The 15929-nt window shown below is 57.4% G+C and carries 13 protein-coding genes and 2 pseudogenes; 7 read left to right on the top strand and 8 right to left on the bottom strand.

The window, feature by feature from the left end; translation table 11 throughout:
* Positions 1–24 precede the first annotated feature (24 nt).
* The gene (locus DW899_RS10090) at positions 25–1131 is read right to left on the bottom strand and encodes an IS30 family transposase (protein WP_233539966.1); all 1107 of its coding nucleotides are present in this window, start codon (positions 1129–1131) and stop codon (positions 25–27) included.
* A gap of 456 nt (positions 1132–1587) precedes the next feature.
* Here DW899_RS10090 and DW899_RS10085 point away from each other — a divergent pair, with 456 nt between their 5' ends.
* The 4 genes and pseudogenes from DW899_RS10085 to DW899_RS10065 form a co-directional block, all read left to right on the top strand.
* Positions 1588–1773 carry a cysteine-rich KTR domain-containing protein gene (locus DW899_RS10085; RefSeq protein ID WP_004607970.1) on the top strand — a complete coding sequence of 62 codons (186 nt, stop codon included), beginning with the start codon at positions 1588–1590 and terminating at the stop codon, positions 1771–1773.
* Positions 1774–2763, top strand: a complete 990-nt coding sequence (gene rlmN / locus DW899_RS10080; RefSeq protein ID WP_089572338.1) for a 23S rRNA (adenine(2503)-C(2))-methyltransferase RlmN — start codon at positions 1774–1776, stop codon at positions 2761–2763.
* A 536-nt stretch (positions 2764–3299) separates the two neighbouring features.
* The gene (locus DW899_RS10070) at positions 3300–3740 is read left to right on the top strand and encodes a sigma-70 family RNA polymerase sigma factor (RefSeq protein ID WP_089572339.1); all 441 of its coding nucleotides are present in this window, start codon (positions 3300–3302) and stop codon (positions 3738–3740) included.
* Positions 3721–3798, top strand: a pseudogene (locus DW899_RS10065) (helix-turn-helix domain-containing protein); the annotation flags it as partial. The gene DW899_RS10070 and the pseudogene DW899_RS10065, both read left to right, overlap by 20 nt.
* A gap of 62 nt (positions 3799–3860) precedes the next feature.
* Here the strand turns inward: DW899_RS10065 and DW899_RS10060 are convergent.
* Positions 3861–6626, bottom strand: a complete 2766-nt coding sequence (locus DW899_RS10060) for an FtsX-like permease family protein (protein ID WP_233539965.1) — start codon at positions 6624–6626, stop codon at positions 3861–3863.
* Positions 6627–6631: 5 nt separating this feature from the next.
* Positions 6632–7333 carry an ABC transporter ATP-binding protein gene (locus DW899_RS10055; RefSeq protein WP_117637631.1) on the bottom strand — a complete coding sequence of 234 codons (702 nt, stop codon included), beginning with the start codon at positions 7331–7333 and terminating at the stop codon, positions 6632–6634.
* Positions 7334–7442: 109 nt separating this feature from the next.
* Here DW899_RS10055 and DW899_RS10930 point away from each other — a divergent pair.
* A pseudogene (locus tag DW899_RS10930) lies at positions 7443–7583 on the top strand (hypothetical protein); the annotation flags it as partial.
* A gap of 162 nt (positions 7584–7745) precedes the next feature.
* Here DW899_RS10930 and DW899_RS10045 read toward each other — a convergent pair.
* The 5 genes from DW899_RS10045 to DW899_RS10025 form a co-directional block, all read right to left on the bottom strand.
* Positions 7746–8420, bottom strand: a complete 675-nt coding sequence (locus tag DW899_RS10045) for a TIGR00266 family protein (RefSeq protein WP_117629922.1) — start codon at positions 8418–8420, stop codon at positions 7746–7748.
* Positions 8421–8568: 148 nt separating this feature from the next.
* On the bottom strand, positions 8569–9069 hold the full coding sequence (locus DW899_RS10040) for a cell wall metabolism sensor histidine kinase WalK (protein ID WP_117800977.1): 501 nt from the start codon (positions 9067–9069) through the stop codon (positions 8569–8571).
* 196 nt (positions 9070–9265) lie between these two features.
* Entirely contained in the window at positions 9266–9841 is a 576-nt protein-coding gene (locus DW899_RS10035; protein ID WP_233505710.1) for a methylated-DNA--[protein]-cysteine S-methyltransferase, read from the bottom strand.
* A 641-nt stretch (positions 9842–10482) separates the two neighbouring features.
* On the bottom strand, positions 10483–11508 hold the full coding sequence (locus DW899_RS10030) for an aspartate-semialdehyde dehydrogenase (RefSeq protein WP_117800974.1): 1026 nt from the start codon (positions 11506–11508) through the stop codon (positions 10483–10485).
* A 173-nt stretch (positions 11509–11681) separates the two neighbouring features.
* A complete protein-coding gene (locus DW899_RS10025; RefSeq protein ID WP_117800971.1) occupies positions 11682–13070 on the bottom strand; it encodes an aspartate kinase in 1389 nt (462 codons plus the stop codon).
* 103 nt (positions 13071–13173) lie between these two features.
* Between DW899_RS10025 and thrC the strand changes: the two genes are divergently transcribed.
* Entirely contained in the window at positions 13174–14691 is a 1518-nt protein-coding gene (thrC, locus tag DW899_RS10020; protein ID WP_117800968.1) for a threonine synthase, read from the top strand.
* Positions 14692–14894: 203 nt separating this feature from the next.
* Entirely contained in the window at positions 14895–15776 is an 882-nt protein-coding gene (gene thrB / locus DW899_RS10015) for a homoserine kinase (protein WP_117800965.1), read from the top strand.
* The last annotated feature ends 153 nt before the right edge of the window (positions 15777–15929 follow it).

Genomic DNA, 15929 nt, shown 5'->3' with positions numbered 1-15929 from the left:
GAGCGTTGGTCAAAATGGTTGTTTTTACAGTAGCGCTAACACCCCCCTCGGCTCGGAGTTCACCTGCGACATGAGCAGCGCGCAGTCCGCCGCCGTCAGCCGGTCGAACCTGGCCCCGGCGCCCTTGGGCAGCAGCTTCCTGGTCTCCACGTGGTTCTTCTCGCACGCGCCCTTCTGCTGGCTCTGCCGGGGGTCGCAGTAGAAGAGCCTGGTCTCGCCGTCCCGCTCGCCGAGCAGCGCCGCGATGGCGCCCTCGTCGGCGAACTCGCTCCCGTTGTCGGTGAGCACGGCGCCGAAGGCGCGCCTCGCGCCGTCCTCGCCGAGGACCCCGCGCAGGGAGGAGAGCGCCGCCAGGACCGAGGCGCACGTGCCGTCCGGCAGCGGCAGGGCCAGCTGGAAGCGGCTCGGGCGGTGCAGGAGCGTGAGGAGCCTGGCGGAGTCGCCCCTGGAGCCCTCGACGGTGTCCATCTCCCAGGCCGCGGCGCAGGCGTCCTCGCCGAGCGCGAGGAACGACGCGTGCGACCTGCGCGACGAGTGGGACGTCGCCCTCTTCGGGGCCCGGCGCGACCTCGGCCTGTAGCCGACCTTGCGCCTGAGCTCCATGTTCGTCATGCCGTCGTAGCCGGCGTCCACCCACCTGTAGACGGTGGAGGCGCTGAGCCCGGGGGTCGTCGCCGCTATCTGCTGCGGGGAGAGCCCGCGCGCGAGCCCGTCCCTGATGGCCGCGAGCTTGGCGGCGGCGCCCTCCTCGGTCTCGTCGATCCCGGACCTGCTCGCCGAGAGCTCGGCGTCGGCCGCCTCCTGCGCCCTCCTGGCGCTGTAGAACACCCTGGGCCTCCTCGAGCAGCCGTAGCCCCTCCTGTGCGGGCAGCCGTTGCAGCACCTCGGCCACGCGGAGAGCCTGGGGCAGGCCCCCGAGAGGTCCGCGGGCGCGGGCTCGCCGTAGCGCGAGCGCGGCGCGGTGACGTGGCGGTGCGCCGCAACCTCCCTGGTCACGGTCGAGGGCGACCTGCCGAGCTCCGCGGCGATATCGCGGGCGCTGCGGTTGCGGTCGAGCATCCTCTCGACCGTGTTCCTCTCGTGCCTCGTGAGCCTCCCGTACGACCTCCCGGACGGCTTGGGTCTGGACATGCCGGCCTCCCTCCATCGCGGGCCGGGGGATTCCGGCCCCTCTGGGGTTGCCTACCCGGATTCGCGCCTCAGGACTCAGCGCAACGCGTTGCGCTGAGTCCTGAGGCTGTTGCAATGAAAATGAGAATCAAGGTTCAATCAGTTAGCCAAAATAATTCATATGTATATGTTGACAATTAGCCGCTTTTTTTGTATAGTATTATTAAAAGGGGGAAATGTTTATGTTACATAGCATGCGTATTCGATAAGCATTGAAATCAAAAAAGATTTTTCCCATTTTCAATATGGGCTTTTTTGTCATGCTTATTTTGCGTATGCTATACAACAAAACTAACGATGTATAGACATAGTATAAAAACTATGCCTTAATTTTGTTGTAGTGTTATATGTATAAATGCAGGTCAATGCTCATGTTGAGAATTGACCTGTATTTTTTTGCACAAAAGGAGAAATATTATGCTTGAAAAATATTGGATAAAATGTCCAATTTGTAACGGAAAGACGAGGGTTCAAGTATTTTATAATACGGTATTAAGAAATTTTCCTCTTTTCTGCCCTAAATGTAAATTAACACATATCATTGATGTTGAAAAATTAGAAATCATAATCAAAAACTCTGAAAAACAAAAGGAAGGATATTAAATGAAACACTTACCTAAAAGTACACCTACGGAAATATTGAATGACCCATACGGATTTACTTACAAAGAAATGTCGGAAGTAATTGGAGAGGATAAAGCAAGAGCCTTATATGCGGAATTGTATAAACAGCCATTTCACAAAAAAAATCTATCAATATCAACAAAAAAAGTCTATAAAAGTAGCGATACTGAAAAGTATGTTTATGAATTGAAAGACAACAGGTATATCGAAACGGTTTTTATTAAACGGCGAGATGGTGGGACTGTTTGCGTAAGTACGCAAGTTGGTTGTTCTGTTGGTTGTATTTTTTGTGAGTCCGGACGCAATGGTTTCGTTCGTAATCTAACACCATCTGAAATTGTGCAGCAGGTCATATTGATACGTCAAAAAGTAAATCGTATCGTTTTTATGGGAATGGGAGAACCTTTATTCAATTACGACAACTTGATTGCAGCAATCCATATTCTTCGAGATAGAAATGGACTTAACTTTCCAACCGACGGCATTACCGTATCAACAGTTGGTCCAGTTAATCAATTAAAAAAATTGCGCGAAGAACATCTAAAAATTCAGTTGACAATATCTTTACATGCAGCAACACAGGCTGCGAGAAACTGCATCATTCCTCATATGCACATGTACGCTATTGAAGATGTTGTTAAGCAAGCATTGTCCTATTCACAAAGGCATAATCGAAAAGTGGTATTTGCGTATTTGCTTTTACCAGGTATAAATGACCGTTCCTCAGATATAAGGCAACTTGCAAAATGGTTTAAGGGCAAAAATGTTATGATTAACGTGCTGCAATACAACCCGACGAGTAATTCAAAAATTAGAGCACCACAAAAACAAGAAATGGTTGCGTTCAAACATCAATTAGAGCAAACAGGACTTGAAGTTACCATGAGAGTTTCTCATGGTAGAAAGATTAAAGCAGCTTGTGGACAGTTAGCTAATACATATAATAAAGCCAAAAAACAACAAAAATAATTTAATTAAAAGAGCCAGACGCACAGACGCAGAGCCGATAATATGCAGTTTGAAATACTGCTGTTATCGGCTCTTTTTTGATTTAATTTGTGCCCCCAATAACCATATTGGAGCAAAATCAGAACTGTTGCTTGTCGTTCTTTGATTTCCGCAGCAGCTTTGAAAAACCAAAGCCGCCGTTTCTTTTTATCTTCTAATGAAATGACGCGGTATCACTGTTAAAAGCGGCGGCTAAAAGGAGGTAGCCGCCATGAAGCACATACCCTATCGACAAAATCCGACGGTCATTGACATATCAAAAAAAGCCCGACCACCGCCGGGAACCTCTCTACCCTTGACTATGAACTGTCTAATCATCTAAATACTGCTTATAATACCCATACGCCTGTCCGGGCTTTTCGGACAGGCGTATTTTGCTGCTCAAAAAATTTTTTGAAAAAATTTCAAAAAATCTTCGGCGTTTTTCAAAAACGCCGTATTGCCCCGCGAAAAGGGGGAAGCACCACCAACTTTCCAACGAGAAAGGAGGTGAGAATGTGGAACCTAATAGCAGGGAGTTTTACAAACAATGTGCTTTTCAGAAGTTTTGTAATACGGTGCTGCACAATGAAGCGTGTGACGCTCACAGGGAGCTGCACAGGCATAAGGCAAGGGAAGTCACCTTTTCCGATTTGCCCTTAGACGAAGCGCGGCAGCTTCATACCTTTGATGAATATTTCAAACGGGAAACCGCCGAAACCGTCTTTGAGAAAACCGGGAAGAAAATCACGCCGAAGCTGCTTCTTGAAGCAATCCGTACTTTGCCGGAAGAAAAGCGCAAAGCCGTACTCCTGTACTATTTCGAGGGAATGAACGACACCGAGATTGCGGAGCTGTTCAACACGTCGAGAAGCACGATACAGTACAGGCGGACAAGCTCTTTTGAGAAATTAAGAAAATATCTGGAGGAAAATGCTGATGAATGGGACGAATGGTAACGAACCCGGCTACCCGGAAAATGCCCTTGTTCCCTATCCTGTCATTGTGGCAGCGACAATGGTTGTCCGGCGTTTGCCCAGATAAAACCTGCCAAAATAAACCTGTCCCTTTTTGGCAGGTTACTCGGCGCTCTTGAGGGCGCCGACCATGTCGATCTTGTTGAGGGTACGGTTGGTAGCGAGGTTGACGATAATCGTAAAGCCGAAGGAAAGCACCACGGCAAGCACGTAGCTCAGCGGCTCGACCTCAACGTCAAAGTACAGCGACGGCATCTGCAAAATGTAGGTAAAGCTCTCGGCCAGCAAGCCGCCCAGCGGTACGCCCAGTGCGGCTCCAATCGCCGTAAGAATCAACGTCTCCTTGTTGACATAATGGTGCACCTCGCCACGGCGAAAGCCCAGCACCTTGATGGTCGCCAGCTCGCGTTCGCGCTCCGAAATATTCGTATTAGACAGCGTAAACACCACCACAAACGATAGGCACGCCGCCATAAAGGTCACAAGCACCACGACCGAATTGATAATCGTAAAGTTCGCCTCATAGTTTTCCCAATGCTCGGCCGTACTCGAAATCGTAAGCCAACCGTCACTCTTAAGATTCTTGCTAAACGCAATCTGGTCGGCCGACGAACCCTTAAGCAGCACAAAGACGCCGTTAAGGCGTGCACTTCGACCGAACGCGCGCTCATAGGTGCCCTGCGTCATGTAAAGCGTGTTGCCCAGATAGTTGAGCGAGATGTCGCTGACTTTGACCTTGGCAACATTGAGCGACGAATCCTGGACGTGAGCCGTGTCACCCGGCTTGATCCCCAGCACCAGCTGAGAGCTCTTGCTCAAATACACGTCTCCGTCACGCAGGGCGAGCGGTTCTTTGGACTCATCCTCCAGGCGCACGTAATCGCCCAAGTCACCCGTGCGGTCGTCGGGAATCACGATGAGCTGAACGGTCTCGCTCTTTCCGCCGAATGTAAAGGTAACGTTGTCGGTCATAATCGGCAGCGTCGAAGTCACGGTCACGTCGGAATCCTTGGCTGCACTGCGCTCATCCAACGCCGCGCACGTCTGCGAAAAATCATCGGGATTGGCGACCGCCAGCAAATCGTAGCGTGTGATGTGCCCGTACTGCTTGGGCGACAGCGCGACCGACGTATCACGGATGCCCATACCGCAAATCACAAGCGCCGTGCAGCCCGCAATGCCAAAGATGGTCATAAAGGCGCGCTTTTTGTAGCGGAATAAGTTGCGTGCAGCGACCTTGTTCAAAAAGCCCATGCGGTGCCAGATAAAGCCGATGCGCTCGAGCAGAATGCGCGAGCCGGCGCGCGGGGCCTTGGGGCGCATGAGCGAGGCTGGGGTCTCGGCCATCTCGTGGCGGCAGGCGATAATCGTGGCGCCCACCACGCCCACGGCAAACAGCGCTACCGACACGAGTGATGACACGATGTCGTACGAAAGCAACATCTGGGGCAGCGAGTACATGTCGTCGAACACCGTAAACAAGAACAGCGGCAGACCCACAAATCCGATGATATTGCCGAGCACGCCACCGATCAGACACGCCCACAGCGAGTAGTCCACATATTTGGACAGGATACGCCCGCGCGAATAGCCGAGCGCCTTGTACAGGCCAATGAGCGTGCGCTCCTCCTCGACCATGCGCGTGGCGGTGGTGAGGCTGATGAGCACGGCGACGATAAAGAAGATGAACGGGAACACCGTGGCAATGGCCTCAATTGACGAGCTATCGCTCTCCACGCTCGAGTAGCTTGCGATGTTATCGCGGTCCTGGATGTACCAGGTGCATTCGCCCAGGTCAGAGAGCTCGGCGCGGGCATCGGCAAACTGCTGGTCGGCGGCGGCACGGCGCTGGTCCAGGTCGGCTTGCGCCTGCGCACGCTCGTCGCTGCCCTCGGCCATGCGATTGATGTTGTCCTGCTCGATCCCAAAGACCATATTCGCCTGACGCTCAGCTGCGTCCAAGCTCGCCGGTGTGTCGACCGTCAGCTCCTGGGCGCGCGCCTTCTCACGCTCCTCGCGGATCTTCTCGATATTGCCCTTGACCTCATTGATCTTTGCCGAGTAGGCATCCGAATAGGAGTTGAGGCTCTTGGCTCCCTCGACGACCACGTGGACAGCGGAGTAGGAAGAAGATGTCGCGGCATCCTCGCTCACGTAGAACTTGTAGTCCGCAGTCGAAGCAGCGCGAAAGGCGTTGACTGTCGAGTCGGAGCTCACGTCGGTAGGATCGAGAACCTCGGCCGTGATGGTGTAGTCCCCATCGGCAAACTGGTCCTTGGCGCTTTGGTTCGACGAGCTCGCATCGTTGGCGGCAAAGCTCACCGTATCGCCGATTTTCTTGCCCGAAGCCTTCAGGAACTTCGAAGTCACCGCGACTTCATCAGCGCTCTCGGGCAAATCGCCGTTCACGAGCACCGGCTGATCGATGTTCTCCTTGGAGAGACTCTGCACGACCACGCGCTCGCGCGTTGTACCCACGGCGGTGTAGGCGGTCTCGGTGTAGATGCCCTCGGCCGTCTCGACACCATCGACCTCTTGGATGGCGGCGAGATCATCGTCGGTCAGGCCATAGGTCGACTGTACGTTAATGTCATAGACATTTTGCTGGTCGAAGTAGGCGTCAACCGAATCGCACAGGTCCTCGCAACCCGCCTTAAGGCCGCACATCACGCTCACGCCAAGCGCGGTGATGACCACGATTGACAAGAAGCGCTTAAGACTACCTCGGATTGTGCGATAGATGCCACGGCGAAAAACCGTCGGCACCATATCGTTTGAGCTTTGAGCGGTACGGTAGGTCGTAAACTCCCGGTCGCGCTCCGTGTGCTTAGCATCGCCGGATTGGCTGTTTTGGCGGTCTTGGTCCATGGGCGCTACCACTCGATCGTCTCGATAGGCACGGGATTTTGCTGGACCGTCTCGCTCTCCACGCGCCCGCTCTTAAAGCGAATCAGGCGATCGGCCATGGGCGCAAGCGCGGAGTTGTGGGTGATGATAATGACCGTAATGCCCTGTTTGCGGCAGGTGTCCTGCAGCAACTGCAAAATCTGCTTGCCGGTTTTATAGTCGAGCGCGCCCGTGGGCTCGTCGCACAGGAGCAGCTTGGGGTTCTTTGCCAGTGCACGGGCGATGGACACGCGCTGCTGCTCGCCGCCCGAAAGCTGCGCGGGGAAGTTGGCGAGGCGCTCGCCCAGGCCAACCTGGCAAAGCGTTTGCTCGGCATCGAGCGAATCGGGGCAGATTTGCGCCGCGAGCTCGACGTTTTCGAGTGCCGTCAGGTTGGGGACCAGATTGTAGAACTGGAAAACAAAGCCGACATCGGCGCGGCGGTATTCCACGAGCTGCGTCTCGTTGGCGGAGCTCACGTCGCGTCCGTCCACCGTCACGGTGCCGGAAGTTGCCGTGTCCATGCCGCCCAAGATATTGAGCGCCGTGGTTTTACCGGCGCCCGAAGCGCCCAGGATAATGGCAAGCTCGCCACGCTCAACGGTAAAGCTCGCGCCGTCGAGCGCATGAATGCGGGCATCGCCCTCGCCGTATGCTTTGATGACGTCTTTGAATTCAATATAGGCCATCGATTAATTCCCATCTGGTCGGATAACTCTTTAGTATTACCCATTTCGCACCGACCAAAAAGGGACAGGTTTATTTTGGCAGGTTTTATAAGGGGAAACGTACCTCTTTGGGGGCAGCGCGGGACGCGCAGGGGCGGCCGTGCAGATCGGCACAGCCGTCTCACGTGGAATCGACCGACGCCCGCCTTTCCGTGACACCGGCAACTCGTTTTTGTTTGTTGGCATGGCCGCCATTATGACTTGGGACTGAGCACTCAAATTCTCACTCCTCATTGCCACGCTTGCCGCAAGCTATCAGGGTGACGAGATGACGACGCTCGCTGTAGCAGCGCAGCCACACTCTATAAGCGAGGCGTTTGCCAGCAAAAAAGCGCGCGACAGGGTAAGCCCGCCGCGCGCTATCCTATGCGGACTAGTTATTGTTGTTGGTCATCGAGGCCACTGCTGCCGCAAGATTGGAAATGGGCATCGTCTGCAACCAGATGCGACCGGGACCGGTGAGCACGGTGTTGAACACGCCCTCGCCACCAAACATGATGTTTTTGACGCCCTTGACCATTTGAGCGTCGATGCTCACGGTCTCCTCAAAGCCGGCCACGTTGCCGGTATCCACAATCATCTGCTGGCCAGCAGCGAGCTCGTACTCAACCAGGTCGCCGTCGATCTCGGCAAAAGCAACACCCGAGCCCGTGAGCTTCTGCATGATAAAGCCCTCGCCGCCAAAGACGCCGGCCTTTGCCTTCTTGTTAAAGTGAATGCTCAACTCGACGCCACTTTCCGCGGCAAGGAACGAACGCTTCTGCAAAATCCAGCTCTTGCCCGGACCGATCTCGATTGGCACGATGCGGCCGGGGAAGCAGGAGCCAAACGCGATCATGCCATCGCCACGCGCGGTCCAAATGTTTTGGAACAATGCCTCACCCGAAAAAGCCTTGGAGAACATCTTGCCGATGCCACCGCCCGAGGTAGACATTTCCATGTTGGGGGTCATCCAAGCCATGGCGCCGCTTTCGGTGATCATGGATTCGCCATCGCTAAGGTTGCACGTAACAACCGGGAAAGCCCCTCCGCCGATCTCGTACTGCATGACCGTCTCCTTTCCACTCAGGAGCCGAATAACGATGCCTATATTTTAGCAGGTAGAGATGCATATGTTCACACCGCCCATGCCCTCTCCTGCGGACGTTTCCCCAGATAAAACCTGCCAAAATAAACCTGTTCCTTTTTGGCAGGTTTTAAAGGCAAACGGTGAAGGTGATCTGGTTGCCGTGACCGGATACGGTGGCGGCGCCTCCATGGGCCTCGGCGATGGCACGCACCACGGACAGGCCCACGCCCGAGCCACCCGTCTTGGAGCTGCGCGACGCATCCGCACGATAGAAGCGATCGAACAATCGGTCCAGGTCGCCCTCGGGCAGCTCGTCCACGGCGTTCGATACGACAAGCTCGGCGGCGCCCTTGCCTTTGCCGTGCGAAACGGCGCACAGGCTCAGCTCAATCACGCTGCCCTCGCTCGCATAGCGCGTGGCGTTGTCCAGTAGCAACTCAACCACCTGCGCCACCGCCGCGGCATCGGCATGGGTCCGCACGCCGGTCGCAATCGACGTCGACAGGCGTTTACCGCCTGAGACCGCCACCGACTTAAACGGCGCCGCCGCCTTGTTCACCGCCTCCGAAAGATCGATCGGCGCCATGGTAAAGCCCGCCGAGCCCTCGTCCATGCGTGCCAAGAACACCAAGCGCTCCGTGAGCGCCGATAATAGCGCACCCGCACTCGCCTTAGTGCTGCCTTAGCAGGTCGATGAGCATATTTAAAAAAGCAAGGTTATAGCTTAGTCGGACTTAAGGAACGGGCGGCTTCACATCTCGCCCTGCAAACAACGCCCGTACAGCGAGCGCGCTTGCCGCATGGGCGTTGCGGCCGCCTGCAGCTTATAGATAGGCACCCTCGAGGCGCAGCAGCCACTCCTTGCGATCCAGTCCACCGGCGTATCCGTTGAGCGATCCGTCGGCCGCGACCACGCGATGGCACGGCACGATAATCGAAATAGGGTTGCGAGCGACCGCAGCCCCCACCGCGCGAGGAGATACAACGGGCGCTTCATTTCCCGGTACACGATGTCGAGCGGCAACACGCTGGGCGATCTCGCCATACGTAGCGACCTCGCCACGCGGGATCGAAAGCAGCTCAAACCAAACCTCACGCTGAAACGCCGTGCCGATCATATGCAACGGCGGCGTAAACCGAGGTTCCTGCCCTGCAAAATAAGCATTCAGCCAAGCCCAGGAACGCTCAAGCACCGAAGAGGCCGCACCATTTGCCGGACTCACCGACGACATGCCACCAGTACCGGAAACCGCATCGACGCCTTCAACATGTTCGGAGTCTTCACGGAGAAGCGTGGAGCCAAAGTGCTCCTGCCCCTCAAACCAAAGCCCCGTCAGACCGCGGCCATCAGCGGCAAGCAGGATTTCGCCCAAAGGCGAAGCAAACGTCGTCGTGACCACCAGCGGCTCCTTTCAAAACTCCGCAACATAATACCGCGAATTGTGCAGACAACCCCGCAGATACGTCTGGGCGGGCTCGCAATTACTTAAGCGAGACTGTTTTCCCTAATCAAGCGAAAAAGACGCAGGGCATCGACACCAGAGCGGTACCCCTGTCAGCCGAGCTCTAATACTTTCCCGAGAAGTGAACGAGTAAAAACGAAGTCCCGAAGCATCCACACCTTTAGACCATAAAACCGCAGGATTCGCACAGCAAAACCGCAGGACATAGCAATCAAAAAATGGCAATGCTTCGGGGGTCCAAATAAGGTCGTTCACTTCTCGGGAAAGTATTAGACCCCGATTCACCCCAACCCCAAAGTCGCCCCAGGCAGCAGGCGCGAAGCGCCGAGGCCGCTGCCGGGACCAGGGTCCGCAACAACCACGTGCCCCCACATCAGCCCAGCGGCCCCAACCAACAACGGCCCCATCGCAGGCCGCGCGCAGCAGCGTCACCGCAGGCGGGGGCCGGGTTTAGTTTTCAGAACACTCCGCAGACCAGTGTGGCGCCTTGTCCGCGGCTCCGAAGGAGCAGGACAAGGCGCCACACATGGTCGAGGACGTTCTGAAAACTAAACCCGGCCCCCGCCGGACAGGTCAACCTACTCGCAGAGCAGCTTAGCGATCTGGACAGCGTTGGTTGCCGCGCCCTTACGGATTTGGTCACCGCAGCACCAGAAGGTGATGCCACGCGCGGCCTCCGGGTTCGAGATGTCGCGGCGCACACGACCGACCCAAATCAGGTCCTGGTCGGAGGTGTCCATCGGCATGGGGAAGCGGTCGTGCGCATCCTCGGCGCTCATGTCGTCAACCAGCTTCACGCCCGGAGCGGCAGCCAGCGCAACACGGGCCTCGTCAACCGTAATGTCACGCTCGAACTCGAGCGTGATGCTCTCGGAGTGCGAACGCAGCACGGGCACGCGCACGCAGGTGCAGTTCACGCGCAGCTCGGGCAGGTGCATGATCTTGCGGCCCTCGTTTTGCAGCTTCATCTCCTCGGAGGTAAAGCCCTCTTCCTTGACGCCGCCAATCTGCGGAATCAGGTTGCTCGCCAGCTGGGCGGCAAACGCGCGCGGCTCGGGAATCTCTTCGCCACGGCCCAGGGCGGCCAGCTGGGCCTCAAGCTCGGCCATGCCGGGGGCACCAGCGCCCGAAGCCGCCTGGTACGTCGAGACGATCATGCGCTTCACGCCAGCGAGCTGATGCAGCGGCCACGTGGGAACCAGGCCGATAATGGTCGCGCAGTTGGGATTGGCGATAAGACCGTGATGCCACTTGATGTCGTCGGCATTAATCTCGGGCACGACCAGCGGTACCTCGGGATCCATACGGAAGGCATGGCTGTTGTCGACCACGACGGCGCCGCGCTTGACGGCCTCGGGCAGCAGCTCCTTGGCGATATCGTCGCCGGCAGCGCCGAGCACGATGTCGCAGCCCTCAAAAGCCTCGGGGCAAGCCTCCTCAATCACAGCCTGTTCGCCGCGGAACTCGACGGTCTTGCCCGCAGAGCGTGCGCTCGCCAGCAGCTTGAGCTTGCCGACCGGGAACTCCTGCTCGTTCAGGCACTCGAGCATCTGGGTGCCCACGGCTCCCGTCGCGCCCAAAATAGCAACCGTGTACTGTTTCATGCTTCCCCCTTTAAAGGTTGTGGCTATCGCCCGCACGCCAAGCAGGCCGATTATTGTTGCCAGTGTATACAAGAACGGGGCAGGCATGAAACCCGCCCCGTCGAAACGAAACCGAAACGAAACGCCCCACGGTAGATTTTTGAGACATGACCCAAAAACCTACCGAGCAGTCACTACTTTTTGAGCGCGGCCAGAGCGGGATCAACCGGCGCGGAAGCCTCCAGGTCGGAGACCTTCACAATGCCATTTTCGTCGGAGAAGGCACGGTAAATGGTCCGAATCGCCAGGTCAAAGTCCTTCTCCTCGACACCGATAATGATGTTGATCTCGTCGCAGCTCTGCGAAATCATACGCACGCTCACGCCGGCCTGGCCGAGCATGCCAAACAGATGGCCCGAGATACCTGCACGACCGCGCAGGTTGCGGCCGACGGTAGCGATGAGCGCCAAGCCCTCGACAACCTCGATCTCGAGCGGCTCGACCTCCTGCTGAATGTCGCCCACGAGCGAGTACAGCGAGTCGTGCACATCCTGCTCCTGCACCACGGCGCCAAAGCGGTCGACACCGGTGGGCATGTGCTCGACGGAAACGTCATAGCGCTCGAAGACCGAAAGCGCACGGCGCATAAAGCCAACGCGGGGCTTGGTGCGGTCGCGGGCCACGTTGATAGCGACAAAACCGCGCTTGCCGGTCACACCGGTAATGATGGGTTCTGCCTCGCCCTCGTCAGCCGTCTCGCTAATGATGGTACCGGGGTCCTGCGGCGCATTGGTGTTCTTGATGACCAGCGGAATACCCGCCTCACGCACAGGGAACACGGCCTCCTCGTGCAGGACGCTTGCGCCCATGTACGAAAGCTCACGCAGCTCCTCGTAGGTAACGCGGGCGATGGGCTGCGCCTCGGGCACAATACGCGGATCGGCAGAATAGAAGCCCGAAACGTCGGTCCAGTTCTCGTACAGATCGGCGCCCAGGCACTTGGCCAGAATCGAGCCCGAGATATCGCCACCGCCACGATCGAGCAGTTTGATCTGGCCCTCACGCGTCGCGCCGTAGAAACCGGGCATGACAAAGCCACCCTGCTGGCCGTACTCCTGCACCAGCTCGGAAGTGCGGTTCATGCTGAGCGTACCGTCGTGATGGAACGCCACAACCGTCGCGGCATCCAGGAACGGCAGGCCCAGGTACTCGGCCATCAGGCGAGCGGTGAAGTACTCGCCGCGGCTCACAAGCTCCTCAGTGGAGTAGCCACCGGAGCGAGCACGCTCGGCAAAGGCCGCAAACTCTTCGCGGATGGGATAGGTGAGCTCCAACTCGTCAGCGATATCAAAGTAGCGCTGGCCAATGTCCTCGAGCAGCTCCTCGCACGACACGTGGTACTTAACGTGTGCGTTAACCAAGTAGAGCAGGTCGGTCACCTTGGTATCGCCCTTAAAGCGGCGACCGCAGGCAGAAACCACCACAAAACGGCGGGCCGGGTCGGCATCGACAATGGCCTTGATCTTCTTAAAGTGTTCGGCGTCGGCGACCGACGAGCCGCCAAACTTGGCAATCTTAATCATGGGCTTGAGGTTACCTTTCTAAAAGCCTCTGCAAACCTGTTTTGCGCGCTCTGATACCATGGTTTCACCGATTGGGACCAAGGCATCCGAGGAGCAGTGTTATATGGGAACTTATCATAGTACACGAGGACGCACTTTATCGTGCTCAAGTAAGGTGGCAATCCGTACCGGCATCGCTCCCGACGGGGGTTTGTTTGTCTCGGACGAGCTCGGCACCCAGCAGGTCGATATCAGCTCGCTTGCAGATAAATCGTACTTTGAAATCGCTCAAGATGTGTTGGGAATGTTACTGAATGATTACACGGCCGAAGAAATTTCGGCGTGTGTCGACGAGGCATACCGCGGCACGTTCGTGAGCGAAGAGGTTACGCCGCTCGTCAAACTCGACGCCGCACCGGGCGCCGACGCCCCGCAAACCTATGTGATGGAACTCTTTGGCGGCCCCACGAGCGCCTTTAAGGACGTCGCCCTGCAGATGCTCCCCCGTCTGATGGCCCGCACCTCTGCCAAGGACGGCGGCGCCGAGCGCATCATGATCGTCACCGCCACGTCGGGCGACACCGGCAAGGCAGCACTCGCCGGCTTTGCCGACGCTCCGGGCACGGGCATCACTGTCTTTTATCCCGAGGGCAAGGTCAGCCGCGTCCAGAACCTGCAGATGTCCACTCAGGAGGGCGACAACGTCGCTGTCTGCGGCATCCGCGGCAACTTTGACGACGCCCAGAGCGCCGTCAAGCGCATCTTTGCCGATAAGGAGCTTGCCGAGCGCCTGGAGGCCGCTGGCACGGTGCTTTCGAGCGCCAACTCCATCAATGTCGGCCGTCTGGTACCGCAGGTCGTCTACTACTTTGCCGCCTATGCGCAACTGCTGCGCGCCGGCGCCATCGAGACTGGCGACGCCGTAGAGTTCTGCGTGCCCACCGGCAACTTTGGCGATATCTTGGCCGGCTACTACGCCAAGCGCATGGGTCTGCCCGTCGCCAAGCTCGTCGTGGCGAGCGACAAGAACAACGTGCTGGCCGACTTCCTGACCACCGGCGTTTACGACCGTAACCGCCCGTTCTTCACGACCATCTCGCCGTCGATGGACATCCTTATTAGCTCCAACCTGGAGCGCATGCTGTACTTCCTGTCCGATGGCGACTGCGAGCTTGTTGCCGGCCTTATGGAGCAGCTGGCACAGACTGGTCGCTACGAAGTTCCCGCCGAGCTGCTGGCCAAGATCCAGAGCGTCTTTGGCTGCGGTTGGGCCAGCGAGGACGAGGTCCGCGCTGCCATCAAGAGCTGCTGGGACGCGAACGGCTACGTGATTGACCCGCACACCGCTTGCGGCTATCACGTCTTTGAGCAGGTCGCTCCCGCCGAGGGCGCCAAGGCCCGCGTGTTGCTTTCGACCGCCAGCCCCTACAAGTTCCCGCGCGCCTGCTGCGACGCCCTGGGGCTCAACGTTCCCGAGGACGACTTTGAGGCCATGCGCGTGCTCGAGCAGGCAACCAACACGGTCGCCCCGACCCAGCTCGCCGAACTCGAATCCAAACCCGTCCGCTTCGAAGACGTCTGCGACGTCGATGAGATGGCCAGCTACGTCGAGTCTGCAGCAAAACGAATGAGCACCAACTAAACCCCTTATTAAGCGCCGGCGAAAGCCGGCGCACCTTCTTTTATCAGATAACCCCCGGGATGATGACGAACGCGCACAGCGTGCCTGGCTGTTTAGTTCGTCGCGAGTTCCGCACGCAAAGGAAAGCACTTAATGTGCTTTCCGTCTTGCGCAGGACTGCCCGAGCAGCGAACTAAACAGCCAGGCACGCCAGGAGGACTCACATGATCAAGATCACCGTCCCAGCAACAAGCGCCAACTTGGGCATCGGCTACGACACCCTCGGCATGGCCGTCAGCCTTTACTCGCACTTTACCTTCGAGCGCGCCGACAAGCTCACCATCACGGGTTGCCCCGAGGAGTTCCAAAACGAAAACAACCTGGTCTACGTCAGCTTTGTCGATGCACTGGCCGCATGGGGCGAGCCGGCTTTTCCCGTTGCCATCGATATTCAAACCGATGTGCCCGTCGCTCGCGGCCTGGGGTCCAGCTCCACCTGCGTCGTCGCCGGCATCATGGCTGCCGCCGCGCTGACGGGTCACACCGTCGACCGCGCCGAGCTCGTCCGCATCGCCACCGAGGTCGAGGGCCATCCCGATAACGTCGCTCCCGCCATCCTTGGCGGCGCCGTCTGCTCCTTTACGCCGACCGATTCGCTCCCCCAATGCCTGCGCTACGAGGTGAGCGATCGCTTACGTTTTATTACCGTGATTCCGCCCTACGAGGTACATACGAGCGAGGCGCGCAAGGTCGTGCCGCAGAAGATTCCGCTCTCCACCGCCGTGTGGCAGATGGGCCGCATTGCTGGCATGACGCGCGGTCTGGAGACCGGCGACCTTGACCTGATTGCCGCCGCCAATGACGACCGCATCCAAGAACCCTATCGTCGCCGTCTCATCCCCGACTACAACGCCGTGCGCGACACCTGCCTTAACGGCGGCGCCAAGACCATCTGGATCAGCGGTTCGGGCTCGACCCTCATGGCTGTAACCGACGACACCATCGTGGCAAAGTTCCTGCAGGTCAAGCTGCGCGAGCAGTTCCCCAAGTGTGAGACGCATATTCTGACGTGCGACACCGAGGGCGCTCAAATCGAGTACCTGTAGACATCGCTAGTTAATCCCTTCGGGCCGCCCAAGGGTATCCCCTTAAAAACGTCCTCGCACTTGAGGCCCGCTTATCCTGCTCCTTCGGAGCTACGGATAAGCGGGCCTCGTGCTGACGCTCCTATTTGGCAAGGTGTTTTTTAGAATCCATTT

The organism is Collinsella sp. AM41-2BH, from assembly GCF_003468085.1.
Classification (GTDB): Bacteria; Actinomycetota; Coriobacteriia; order Coriobacteriales; family Coriobacteriaceae; genus Collinsella.
Note: the sequence above shows the minus strand (reverse complement) of the source record. Positions and strands in the feature narration are given on the sequence as shown.

Excerpts from the sequence above, each read along its gene's own strand:
- DW899_RS10090 (WP_233539966.1), bottom strand. The coding sequence starts at position 1,131 with ATGTCCAGACCCAAGCCGTCCGGGAGGTCGTACGGGAGGCTCACGAGG.
- DW899_RS10085 (WP_004607970.1), top strand. The coding sequence starts at position 1,588 with ATGCTTGAAAAATATTGGATAAAATGTCCAATTTGTAACGGAAAGACG.
- rlmN (WP_089572338.1), top strand. The coding sequence starts at position 1,774 with ATGAAACACTTACCTAAAAGTACACCTACGGAAATATTGAATGACCCA.
- DW899_RS10060 (WP_233539965.1), bottom strand. The coding sequence starts at position 6,626 with ATGGACCAAGACCGCCAAAACAGCCAATCCGGCGATGCTAAGCACACG.
- DW899_RS10055 (WP_117637631.1), bottom strand. The coding sequence starts at position 7,333 with ATGGCCTATATTGAATTCAAAGACGTCATCAAAGCATACGGCGAGGGC.
- DW899_RS10045 (WP_117629922.1), bottom strand. The coding sequence starts at position 8,420 with ATGCAGTACGAGATCGGCGGAGGGGCTTTCCCGGTTGTTACGTGCAAC.
- DW899_RS10030 (WP_117800974.1), bottom strand. The coding sequence starts at position 11,508 with ATGAAACAGTACACGGTTGCTATTTTGGGCGCGACGGGAGCCGTGGGC.
- DW899_RS10025 (WP_117800971.1), bottom strand. The coding sequence starts at position 13,070 with ATGATTAAGATTGCCAAGTTTGGCGGCTCGTCGGTCGCCGACGCCGAA.
- thrC (WP_117800968.1), top strand. The coding sequence starts at position 13,174 with ATGGGAACTTATCATAGTACACGAGGACGCACTTTATCGTGCTCAAGT.
- thrB (WP_117800965.1), top strand. The coding sequence starts at position 14,895 with ATGATCAAGATCACCGTCCCAGCAACAAGCGCCAACTTGGGCATCGGC.